This is a genomic window from Roseivirga ehrenbergii (genome assembly GCF_001593005.1).
GTDB classification, from domain to species: Bacteria; Bacteroidota; Bacteroidia; order Cytophagales; family Cyclobacteriaceae; genus Roseivirga; species Roseivirga ehrenbergii.
The window spans coordinates 249,719-263,668 of the sequence record NZ_LQZQ01000002.1 but is presented as its reverse complement, the minus strand read 5'-3'; the positions used below and the strand labels follow the sequence as shown (position 1 = coordinate 263,668).

General features: G+C 41.6%; 2 protein-coding genes. Both read left to right on the top strand.

What is annotated here, in order from left to right; all coding sequences use genetic code 11:
* The first annotated feature begins 504 nt into the window (after positions 1–504).
* A complete protein-coding gene (locus tag MB14_RS03095; protein WP_053221806.1) occupies positions 505–1,461 on the top strand; it encodes an AAA family ATPase in 957 nt (318 codons plus the stop codon).
* A gap of 403 nt (positions 1,462–1,864) precedes the next feature.
* Complete coding sequence (locus tag MB14_RS03090; RefSeq protein WP_132644050.1) at positions 1,865–13,885, top strand: DUF8202 domain-containing protein; 12,021 nt, start codon at positions 1,865–1,867, stop codon at positions 13,883–13,885.
* Positions 13,886–13,950 lie beyond the last annotated feature (65 nt).

The window sequence follows — 13,950 nt, the reverse complement described above, 5'->3', positions numbered from 1 at the left end:
ACATTTTACTGTGAGTAATCAGCATAATAGTTGGTGTCCAAGGTGATAGGTGAAATCGAGTCTAACTATGGCTAAAGTATGCGTATAATTGCCAAAAAGCAACTTTTTAAAAATTATGGCAACTTAGAATAACACAAGTTTTAGACTTGTTGATCGTCTTAGTAATTTCGATAAAATATAATTATGCAAAGATGACTAGCGTTTGAGGAAATGTCAGCTACAGAAAGCCGTATTTCAATGGCCTATTAAAAAACGAGTGTGTTTTTGGATAGAAATTAGTTTTGAACCAAAACTTTTTTTTCGCTCAGGTTAATTATTGTTAAAAGGAAATGGAAATCCCTTTTATAAAGTGAGAAAAGACCGATATTCGCCTTATTCTACCAACACTGGAAAACTTTAACATCTCGTTCAAGTATTGACCCCAGTAATTGATCAAAATTTCTAATTTAGAGCCCTTTAACAAATAAGTTGACAATGGAAGCGGTATCAGCAGAATTGGCTAAAATCCACCAAGAAAAAATAAGCAGAGTAGCATCGGAAGTAAGTAAAATCGTTGTAGGTCAGGAATACATGGTAAACCGACTGATGATTGGCTTATTTACCAACGGACACATTCTTTTAGAGGGTGTTCCGGGTATTGCGAAAACGCTCACTGTAAATACACTTGCAGAAGTACTTCATTTGGATTTCCAAAGAGTTCAGTTTACACCAGATCTTCTTCCTGCCGATTTGATCGGTACTATGATTTACAATCAGAAGAAGGCTGAATTTGAAGTAAAAAAGGGGCCTATTTTTACTAACGTAGTTTTGGCCGATGAAATTAACCGTGCACCAGCCAAGGTACAGTCGGCATTGCTTGAGGCCATGCAGGAAAAAACGGTAACCATTGGTGAAACAAGCTTTAAGCTGGACAGACCGTTCTTGGTATTAGCCACTCAAAACCCAGTAGACCAAGAAGGAACTTACAGTTTGCCAGAAGCGCAAATTGACCGTTTTATGCTAAAGGTAAAAGTAGATTACCCAACTAAAGAAGAAGAGTTAGAAGTAATGCGTAGAATGGCCAATATGGCATTTAAGCCTGAGCTTGAAACGCTTTTGACCAAAGAAGATATTTTCAGTATTAGAAATGAGGTAAACCAAGTTTCTATTTCTGAATCACTTGAGAAGTACATTATCGAGCTGGTATTTGCTACTAGAAACCCTAAGGATTTCGGCTTGAATGAAGAAGCCTACTACATGCAATTTGGGGCTTCGCCAAGGGCAAGTATTAACTTGAACCTAGCTTCCAAAGCACATGCCTTTATGAATGGCCGAGATTACGTGTTACCAGAAGACATCAAAGCGATTGCGATGGATGTATTGAACCACAGGATTATCCTGAACTATGAGGCTGAAGCTGATGGTATTACTACCGAGCACATTATAGGTAAGCTTTTAAAGAAGATTCCTATTAATCATTAATCTATAAAAAAGGTCTTGCCTTGAAGGCAATTATTACCCAAAATTCAGTGAGAAATTAGAGAGGAGTATTCTCTCTAGATTACTGCATATTTGGCGAGGAATAGAAGGATAGCATGCGTTTTTTTGTTCCTCGTAACGCTTTTATTATCTTTGATCCATAAATAAGATTTTTTAGAGTTTTATTTGCCTCACCCAAAGCCACCACATATACAGTCGAATTATTCGATTGGAGTGGTATTCACCTAAACACTGGGCTAAGTTGAAAACTATTGTTCATGACCAGAAACGGTCAGGAAAAATAAATGAGGTTACCCATTCGGACAGATCGGGAATTCGCCCTGACCCTGATTCTTTAACTGGTGCTGTCTGTTCTTTTTTCAAATCTAAATTTTATTGGTTCAAAATGAGCACCTTAACAAAGAGTGTTGATGCTTCTATTTTTTCACCATTCCACCGAAATTCATCCCTCAATTTGTCACTTTCCAGAGTGAGTTTTAAGATTCTCCTTTTCATTTTCCTTTGCTTTGGGTTAAAAACAAGTGTTTATGCTCAAATTTCAGATACATTTTACTTTGTGTCAGATGATGATGATAACCTATATACAATTAATAGAAATACAGGTGTAGTCACTTTAATTGGAGATACAAACGTTTCAGATATTGAAGCCATTGCCTATTACCCTATCCCTGGCTCAAAGACCTTATACGCTGCTGACGGGGGAGATTTTGGCACGCTGAATAGAACCACAGGCGCTTTCACACTGATTGGTGAAATTGATGGGGGTGGTACAGCAAATGGCTCTGCGGGCCCTCAAACACTAAATGATGTTGATGGACTGATGCTTGATGGTCAAACCTTGATCATGTGGGCTGTCGAACGAAATGATGGAGCTCCTGATTTATTGTTTCAAATAAATTTAACAACGGGACGATATGTGCCAAGTGCTTTTGGATCTGGGATAGACTATCTAGAAATAACCGGAGATGGAATTGATGTTGATGTTGATGATATTGCTGTAGACCCAATTAGTGGTGAAATCTATGGCGTTTCAAATGATAATGGGTCAAATGACATACTATTCAAAGTAAATAAAACCACCGGTGAATTTGAGTTTGTTGTTACACTAGCTGAAGATGATGTAGAAGGCTTGGCCTTTAATAATGATGGAGGCCTTTATGGTGCTGAAGGCGATGGTGATAACCGCCTAGGTTTGATCAATAAGACTACTGGAGCCATGACCAACTTTAAGGCTTTTGGTGGTGGTGGAGATGTGGAATCACTAGCCGCATTGGTGGCCAATGCCAATGAAATAACAGGAACCGTCTATGAAGATGATGACCTAGATGGAGTAAAAGATGGTGGAGAAACGGGCTTAGAAAATGTACGTGTCTATCTGTATCTAGATCAAAATGGAGATGGGCAAGTTGACCCTGAAGACACAAGGATACAAAGTGCTCTAACAGACGTTAACGGTGATTATAGCTTCTATTATGTAACCACCGGAACATTACTAACTACCACACAGTCAGCCTCTTATCCTGCTGGTTACTCGCTAACTACAGATAATGTAGAGACCATGACCTTCACTGATGGAGTAGATTTTGGTGAAAGCGATACGGGGAATGATTTTGGATTAGGAACAGGAGCTGATTGTGATGGCGATGGTTTGACGGACTTCTTTGAAGGAGAGCTCGATTCGGATGGAGATGGTATTTTGGATAAATGTGATCTTGATTCAGATAATGACGGCATTAGAGATGATGTTGAAGGCACCGAAGATTATGACGATGATGGAATCCCTAATTATAGAGACAGGGACTCAGATGACGATGGTATTCCTGATGCTATCGAGGCCAATGGAGGAATAAGACCAGCGGAATATGTTGCTTCACAAGGTAACTTATCTGGTGCTGTAGGAGCGAATGGAATTGTAGATACAAGAGAAACTTCTGCTGAAAGCGGAGTAATGTTGGCAACAAATCCTGATTCAGATAATGACGGATTTAAAGACATTCTCGACTTAGATTCTGACAATGACGGTATTCTTGACATTCGCGAAGCAGGGGCTACAGTAGATGCTGATGGCGATGGTCAGGTCGATGGAATTGTGGATGCCAACAACAATGGCTATGCAGATGCACTAGAAAGCAGTCCATTGCCTGTGACCAATACAGACCTTTTTTACGAGAATAGCAATGGTCAGACACAACGACCAAACTACATTGATATTGATTCAGACGCTGATGGTATAGATGACACAAGAGAAGGATTAAGCACAGTTGGGTATAGATTTCCAACACTTTTTGGAGATGATGATGAAGACGGAATTCTAGATTTCTGGGATGTGTCAAATGGCAACAACCCAATAATACCTGTTGATACTGACTCAGATGGAAATCCAGATTATGTGGACACTAACTCAGATAACGACCCTGAATCCGATTTTATTGAAGGCAATGATGCCGACAATAATGGTCTTGCCGATGTTGCAAACTCAGGCTTAGATGCCAATGGAAATGGATTGGACGATGCCTTCGATGGTGACTGTCTAAATACTTCTGAGATCAATTCCATAGCCACTGACCACGCGGAAGAAGACAATTCAGATGGAACGGTTGATTTGTCGAGTGGTGATTTAGAATTGGTGAATGAAACAGAAAATCAGACTGTAGGGGTTTATTTTCCAAACATTGTAGTTGCTCAAGGAGCAACCGTAAGCTCTGCCTTCGTGCAATTTGAAACTGATGAAACGTCAACTGGATCGATCACAATCACTATTGAAGGAGAACTTATCGCCAATGCAACTACCTTCACTACGGCTGTGAACAATGTAAGTTCGCGAGATCGCACAATTGCTGATGAATCTTGGAGCCCTGCCAACTGGAATTCAGGGGGTGAAATTGGGGCAGCGCAAAAGACGGTTGATATCTCTTCAATTATTCAAGAAATAATAAACCAAGGTGGTTGGTCTAGCGGAAACTCAATCGTCATCATTTTTACCGGTCCATCGGGGAACACAAGAATTGCGGAAGTAGATCCATTATTGGTCATTAATGTAGAAGGTTCCGTAGTTGTTTGCTCATCAAATGTGGCGCTCCCAGATACAGATGCTGATACTGAATTTGATTTTAGAGATTTTGAAGGAGTAGCATTAGATACTGATGGAGATGGCGTGCCGGATTCTATAGACATAGATGATGATAATGATGGAATTAAGGATGTAGATGAGGGCGAAGCAACCGATACAGATGGAGATGGAATTCCCAATAGCCTTGACCTTGACTCCGATAATGATGGAATCTTTGATATTATCGAAGCAGGTGGTGTAGATACTGATGAAGATGGAAGAGTAGATGATGATACCGATGGCGATGGTGATGGTTGGGCTAATACATTCGATTCTGATAATGGAGGAACAGCCTTAGCCAATCCTGATACCGATGGAGATGGCATCCGGAACTTCCTCGATTTAGATAGTGATAATGACGGAATAGTAGACTTAATTGAATCACAAGCCACTACAGGTACTCCAATTATTCCTGTGGGTACTGATACCGATGGTGATGGAATTGACGATGCCTTTGATGATGACAATGGTGGCACATCAACTGACCCTGAAGACACAGAGTCTGACGGAACACCAGACTATATAGATACCGATTCAGACAATGATGGGTTCCTCGATATTCTCGAAGCTTGGGACACTGATGGAAATGGAATTGCCAATACAGTACCTACTGGTATTGATTCTGATTTAGATGGTCTTGATAATGCTTTCGATAATGTATTTGGTCCTAACAGCACTACGAATATCTATAACAATGAAGATGCGCTTGATTTCCCTAATGTCACCACTTCGGGGATGACCGCTGAAAGAGATTGGCGAGAGGATAATGAAGTTGATTCAGATGGTGACGGGTACATTAACTCGGAAGATATTGATGACGATAATGATGGTATTCTAGACGTAGATGAGGGAATAGAAGACTTCGATAATGATGGTATTTCCAATAACCTTGATTTAGACTCTGATAATGATGGTATTCCAGATATCATTGAAGCTGGCGGTGTCGATACAGATGATGATGGTAGAGTAGACGATGATACCGATGGGGACAATGACGGCTGGGCAGATACTTTTGATAATGTAGGTGTTGGTCAGACAGGAACTCCTTTGGTTAACCCTGATACCGATTCAGATGGCAATAAGAACTTCCTAGATATTGATAGTGATGGAGACGGAATTGTAGACCTGATTGAATCACAAGAAACTACGGTGGGCCCTACCGTTCCTTCTGGCACAGATACGGACCTAGATGGCCTAGATGATGCTTTTGATACGGATCATGGAGGAAGTCCAACTAGTGACCCAGAAGATACTGACGGTGATTTAACTCCAGATTATCTTGATTTGAATTCTGATAACGATTCATTCTCGGATGCTCAGGAAGGCTGGGATACTGATGGCGACCTTACTGCCAATACAGTGCCATCTGGAACAGACTCTGATGATGACGGTCTCGATGATGCTTATGATGATGTGGTTGGCCCTAATAGCACAACGAACTCTACTAATAGCCAAACTGCATTTGCCTTTCCTGATGTGACAACAGCAGGAGATAGCGAAAGAGACTGGAGAGAAACAAATGCGGTTGACTCTGACTTTGATGGTATTCCTGATGTTGATGACATTGATGATGACAATGACGGAATATTGGATGTTGATGAAGGCTCAGGGATAAGCAGAGACACTGATGGAGACGGAATTGAAGATCGCTTGGACCTTGACTCTGACAATGATGGAATTCCTGATATCATTGAAGCTGGTGGTGTAGACACTAACAATGACGGAAGAGTAGATGACGATACCGACACCGATAATGATGGTTGGGCCAATACTTTTGATAGTGATAATGGAGGAAACGCTTTAGCGGACCCAGATTCAGACAATGACGGTTTTGAAAATCGAATTGATTTGGATTCCGATAATGATGGAATAGAAGATATTATTGAAGCAGGAGGGGTTGATGCCAATGATGACGGAGTAGTTGATTCCGCAACAGATTCTGATGACGATGGTTGGGCGAATACTTTTGATAGCGACAACGGTGGTACCGTCTTGGCTAGCCCAGATACTGATGGTGATGGGTTAGAGAACTATATAGACATTGATGCCGATGGTGATGGTATTGTAGACCTCATTGAATCTCAGGCAACAACAGGTACTCCAATCATTCCTGTAGGAACAGATACGGATAATGATGGAATCGACAATGCCTTCGATGATGACAACGGTGGAACCCCTACCGATCCTGAAGATACAGACGGAGATTCCATCCCAGACTACATTGATTTCAATTCAGACAATGATAGTTTTTCTGATGCTTTGGAAGGTTGGGATACCGATAATGACCAAGTGGCCAATACGGTTCCTGCAGGTTTGGATAGTGATGGAGATGGTTTAGACGATGCCTATGACGATGTGGTAGGACCGAACAGCACCAACAACCCTTATAATGATCAAGATGCAAATGATTTCCCTGATGTTTCAACTTCTGGCTTGACCAGCGAAAGAGATTGGAGAGAAGAAAATACACTTGATGCCGATTTTGACGGAATTCCAGACGGCACCGATATTGATGATGACAATGACGGGATTCTTGATGTAGACGAAACAGGCGATACCGATGGTGACGGGATCGTGGACAGACTCGATTTGGATTCAGATAATGATGGAATTCCAGATATCATTGAAGCTGGTGGCGTTGACAATGACAATGATGGGCGTGTGGATGTCGATACTGACACGGATAATGATGGCTGGGCCAACACTTTTGATTCCGACAATGGAGGAACCGCCTTAACCGACCCTGACTCTGATAACGATGGTGTTAAAAATAGAGTGGATCTTGACTCCGACAATGATGGGATTTTGGATGTCATAGAGGCCAATCATACAGACGCCAACGGTGATGGTGAAATTGATGGCTTCCTAGATGCAAATGGGACAGGTTATGATGATGGTGTTGAAGGCTCAGTTTATGTGCTACCCAATACCGATTTGGCTTATGAAAATGCCAATGCTCTGCCTAACCTTCCGAACTACATAGACATAGATTCAGATGCCGATGGCATTGATGATACGCGAGAAGGGTATAGTACAGATGACTATCAATTCCCTACAGACTTCACCGATTCTGATGGAGATGGTATTCTCAATTTCTGGGATGTAGACTCAGGAAATTCGCCAATCGACCCTGTAGATACCGATGCAGCTGGACTGGATGATTATGTGGACACCAACTCTGACAATGATTCGCTCTCAGACTTTATTGAAGGAAATGACTTTAACGGAGACGGTATCGCTGATGCGGCTAATACAGGCTTAGATACCAATGGTAACGGTCTGGACGATGCTTTCGATCAGGAATGTTACGGAGGAGTTTCCAGCGTTTCTTCAGATTACGCAGAAGAAGACAACTCTGATGGTTCAGTAAATTTAGGAAGCTCAGACTTAGAGTTGTTGGATGACGGTGTAAATCAGACTGTAGGTGTTTATTTCCCAAATATTAATGTGGCGCAAGGCACAAGCATTAACTCTGCTTATATTCAATTTCAGGCAGATGGAATTCAAACGGGGACTGTAAACATCACGATAACAGGTGAATTGAGTACCAATCCATCTACTTTTACCACGACAACTGATGACGTTAGTGATAGATTGACTCCAGGAACAACGGCAAGCGAGTCTTGGTCTCCAGCAGATTGGAACATAGATGGAGAAATTGGCGCAGCCCAACGTACTGTTGATATTTCCTCAATTATTGAAGAGATCGTTGGACAAGGGGGCTGGGTTAGTGGCAACGCAATCGTGATTATTTTCTCTGGCCCTGACGATTCGAATAAACGTAGAGCAGAATTGAATCCTGTCTTGTATATAGATGCTAGCAGTGGTGTTACAGCCTGTTCTTCTAATGTGGCTCATCAGGACAGTGATTTAGATGGCGAGGACGATTTTAGAGATAGTAATGGTATTCCAGCACCAGTGGATACCGATGCTGATGGTGTACCTGATATTGATGATATCGATGATGACAATGATGGTATTTTGGATGCTGATGAAGGTTGCGTAGATACAATTGTAGCAGGAGGAACAGGTACGTCAGCAACAGAATTTGTGACCGAAGTTCAGAATCCAGGTAATGCCATTGATGGCGATGGTGGAACATTTGCCGCATTCAAAGATGACGAATCAGCCATGGATGTGGAACTCCGAGGTGGAGGGATAGTGGTTGCAGGAACTGTCGTGACAGTTAACGCACAAAAAAGAAATGATGGTGACAACTTCATGATAATCAGTGAATCAACAGATGGAGTAACATACATAAATTCGATCGAATATGAATTTGATGTCCGTAGAGAAGACCAAGACAAAGAATATACTTTAACTACTGATGCTACTCATATTAGAATTACATACTCCAGAAATGGAGGAGACTTAAGAGTAAATGAGGTAAGTTATGATGCATTTATAATCCCATGTACAGGTATTGATACAGATTCTGATGGTATTTCAGATCACTTAGATATTGATGCCGATGGCGATGGAATTGTAGACTTGATTGAGTCTCAAGCTACAACAGGCACTCCCGTTGTTCCCGTTGGAGTTGATACCGATGGTGATGGTTATGACGATGCCTTTGATGGCGATTGTGCTCCTTGTGGCGCTATCACTGGAGTGCCAACTGGAGCAGGGGAAGATACCGATGGAGACCTTATTCCAGATTTTCAAGATTTCAATTCGGATGGAGATACTTTTTCTGATGCACTAGAAGGCTGGGATACGGATGGAAACCTAGTGGCCAATACTGTTCCTACGGGTACCGATACAGATGGTGATGGACTGGATGATGCCTATGATGATGTGGCGGGAATTAACAGTACTACCAATGTGTACAATAATCAAGATGCTTATGATTTTCCAGATGTAACAACTGGTGGAAATATTGAAAGAGATTGGAGAGAAGAAAATGCCGCAGATTCCGACTTCGATGGAATCATTGACACCAATGATATTGATGATGATAATGATGGTATACTGGATGTTGATGAAGGCTGTGTAAACAATGCGGCATCTCCTTCTGGCCCAGTGGATAGTCAGTCTGGTGCGGGTGGAAGCCTCACACTAATCAATGATGGAAATTTTGATAATGATAATGGAGTTATTTTAAATGCAGCTGGAGAATACATTATAGTTGATTTAGGTTCAGTAATTCCAGCAGGTGTGGATCTAGCCTTTACACTTTGGAAAAGTAGCGACAACAATAAGACCCTTCGTTTTGCTGAGTTGCCGAATAATACTGTTGACTTAGGAGGGGGTACAAACCCTATCACTATCGATGATACTGACATTGCCGGAGGTGGCAGTGTCACAAGCTTGACCTATACATTGGATGCTGATACTCGATACATCCAAATTGAAATGACTTCAAGAAGCGGGGGCCGAATCGAAATCGTTGAAGCCACTATTCAGGCTTATACCGTTTGTGATCAAGATACAGATGGAGATGGAATCAACGATAGTCTTGATTTGGACTCTGACAATGATGGTATTCCAGATATTGTAGAAGCAGGTGGTGTAGATACTGATAATGATGGTAGAGTTGACAACTATGTTGAAAGTGGCTCAAATGGTTATGCAGACACTTTTGATAATGTAGAAACAACAGGAACCCCCTTGGCAGACCCTGATACCGATAATGATGGTGTTGATGACCGTTTAGACCTTGATTCAGACAATGACGGCATCGAAGACATTATTGAGGCAGGAGGAGTAGACACAGATGATGATGGTGTGGTAGACTCAACAACTGACAGCGATACCGATGGTTGGGCCAACACTTTCGATAGCGACAATGGCGGAACTGCCTTGGCCAACCCTGATACCGATGGAGATGGAATTGCCAATAACTTGGATATTGATAGTGATGGAGATGGTATAGTAGACTTAATCGAATCCCAAGCCACAACTGGTTCACCTGTTGTTCCTGGAGGAACAGATACGGACGGAGATGGTATTGATAATGCCTTTGATGACGATAATGGAGGCACGCCTACCGTCCTAGAAGATAAAGATGGAGATGGTAAGCCTGACTATCTAGATTTCAATTCAGATGGAGATAGTTTCTCAGATGCTATAGAAGGCTGGGATACTGATGGCGATTGGATAGCCGATACGACTCCAACGGGAACAGATACAGATGGAGATGGTTTGGATAATGCTTATGACGATGTTGTTGGTCCTAATAGCACCACTAATGTTTACAATAATCAAGACGCCAATGATTTTCCAGATGTAACTACTTCTGGAGAAACATCTGAAAGAGACTGGAGAGAAGCCAATGTACTAGATACTGATGCCGATGGAGTAGCCGATGTCGATGATATTGATGATGACAATGACGGAGTCTTGGACGTTGATGAAAGCTGTACGGATGTTTCAATAGTTGGGGCAAACGCATCATCTGCTACTGAAATAGTCACGAGGGTTGAAACCCCCGAGGATGGAGTAGATGGAGTAAATGCAAGCTATGCTCGATTCAGAGATGATGGTGCTCAAATGCAGGTGGTTCTTCGTGGCGGAAGTATAATTACAGCCGGTACCGATTTAACAATTCGCGCTCTAAGGACAAATAACAATGCAGCCAACACCATGACTGTAACTGAGTCAACAGATGGCATCAATTTTTCCAATTCCCAAATATTTTCTTTTGCCTCACAAAACACTTATGAAAACGAAACTTATACGCTAACTACTAATGCCACACATATTAGGATTACTTTTAATAGATCAGGGGGCGATTTGCGAGTCGATAATGTAAGTTATGCCAGTTTCGCGGTTCCATGTACCGGAAATGATACGGATAATGATGGTATTCCTGATCACCTAGACTTAGACTCTGACAATGATGGTATTCCAGATATAGTAGAAGCAGGAGGTGTAGACTCCAACAATGATGGAAGAGTTGATGGTTCAACATTTGGGGCGAATGGTTGGGAGAATACGTATGACAATATTGAAACGACAGGAACACCGTTAACTGATCCAGATACCGATGGTGATGAATTGGAAAATAGGATTGATGTGGACAGTGATGGTGATGGAATTGTAGATCTCATAGAATCTCAAGCTACCACAGGAACTCCGGTAATTCCACTGGGCTCTGATCTAGACGCGGATGGTATTGATGATGCTTTCGATGTTGACTGTGTGCCTTGTGGAGGTATTACGGGAGTGCCAACCGATCCGGTGGATACTGACGGGGACTTAACAGATGATTACTTGGATATTGATTCAGACAATGATGGTTTGAATGATATAATAGAAGCTTGGGATGAAGATGGCGATTACCAAGCGGACATTACTCCAAATGGTCAAGATGATGATGAAGATGGATTGAACGATAATTTTGATAATGTTGTAGGGCCGAACTCAACCACTAATGTTCATAACAATGAGACGGCTAATTCATTCCCAGACATCACTACGGCCGATGAAACGACCGAAAGGGATTGGCGTGAAACTAACGAAGAACTATGTTCACCAGGTGGAATTGATACCAACTTTTTATTATGGTTAAAAGCAAATGATGGTGGGTCTTCATGGCAAGATGTTTCTAATAACTATGTATCGGTCAGTCCTTTTGGAACACCCAACAGTGGTTCATTGATCAACTTTAATCCATCCAATTACTTCGATGGTACCGATTTTTATAATACTACACTAAGTATAAATTCTGATACTTATGCAGATTTAGCGGTTATTGTAGTCTATCAGCCATCAGAAAACAACGCTGGCTCTGTTTGGGGTGAAGACAATGGTAACTTCGATCGTTTTATGTTAGATGGAGGAGGAACCAATGAAAACAATGCGGTGAGTAATGGTACAAGCACAGAAGATGACATTACGGGTTTTTACTCTACACTTAGCACCACCCTTTCGACTGTTGTGTTTGATGAAGATGAAGTGGATGGGTCAAGTGTGTTTATCAATGGGAGTAAAGAAATTAGTTTTACCGCAGACCATGGCGGTGAAACTTCCAACAACTTACAAATTGGAGCAAAAGGCGATGGAACGAGGAGATTCAATGGCCTAATTTCAGAAGTGATTGTTTACAATCAGTTGTTAAGCCCAGTGGCTACACGTCAGCGAATTGAAAGTTATTTGGCCATTAAATACGGCATTACGCTTTCATCTGACACCGATGGAGATGACACTGCTTTTGAAGCAGGAGAAGGAGATTATCTAGCGTCTAATGGAACTATTTTTTGGGATGCTTCTGAAGTAACAGCTTTCCAAAACAATGTAGCAGGTATTGCCAGAGATGACGCAAGCTGTTTAAATCAACTTCAATCGCAAAGTGTAAACCCAGATGCTATTGTGGCGATGGGCTTAGATGACGATGTTGATGGTCTGGAGAGCAGTAATGTTCAAAATGGCAGCGCATTTTCAGCGGATTTATCGGCTTTGGTTTGGGGGCATGATGGTGCTCCATTACATAATCAAGAAAACAGAGAGTTTGATAAACTTCAAGTAAACAGTAGACTCAATAGAGAATGGAGAGTTCAAGAGACCGGTACTGTAGGTACGGTTACTGTTCGTTTTGATGTATCAGGATTGCTCGGTCCTGATGAAAACCTTGGTACCAATGATGAAGCACAAATTGTTATGCTGGTAGATGCCGATGGAGATTTTTCAGCAGGTGCTAGCATCGTTACACAGTCGTTTGTAGTCGATTTAGACGGTTTTGTAACTTTCCAAGTTGATTTAGCTGATGGCGCTTATTTCACCTTGGCTTCAAGTGAACAATACGCTTTGCCAATTACTTTGCTTTCGTTTGAAGCTTTTGCTGAGACCGACCAAATTGTATTGGAATGGACAACAGTGAGTGAGGTTGAAAACAGTCTCTTTAGAGTAGAGAAATCGGCTAACGGAATTGATTTTGAAGCATTAGGTTATTTGGATGGTTCTGGAACTTCAGAAAACATCAATAATTACGCTCTTATCGATAACAAACCATTCAATGGGAAGAACTATTATCGCCTGATAGATATCGATCATAATGGGGTTGAAAATGCGTCTGAGATTATAATGGTTACTTATTATAAGGAATCTAATATCGAGATAAAGCCTTATCCTAACCCTCTGCAAAAAGGACAAACCTTATACATAAGCCTTGATCAAGAAGCAGAATTGGGTGAGGTTCGATTACACCAAATGAATGGAACGGAAGTACAAATAGAAATAGAAAGAACAGAGAACCGTCTGGAGGTTAAGACAAGCCGAATCAGCCAAGGAGTTCATCTTCTTACCATTATGGTCAATGGTAAGCTGCATAAGTTTAAGATCGTAGTAACCGGTTAAGCAAGAATAAATCAGAGTGAAAAACATCAAAGGCTGCAATGAGAATTGTGGCCTTTTTTGGGCTG

Bases quoted from the DNA above. Each gene is read 5' to 3' on its own strand.
- MB14_RS03090 (WP_132644050.1), top strand. From the start codon at position 1,865: ATGAGCACCTTAACAAAGAGTGTTGATGCTTCTATTTTTTCACCATTC.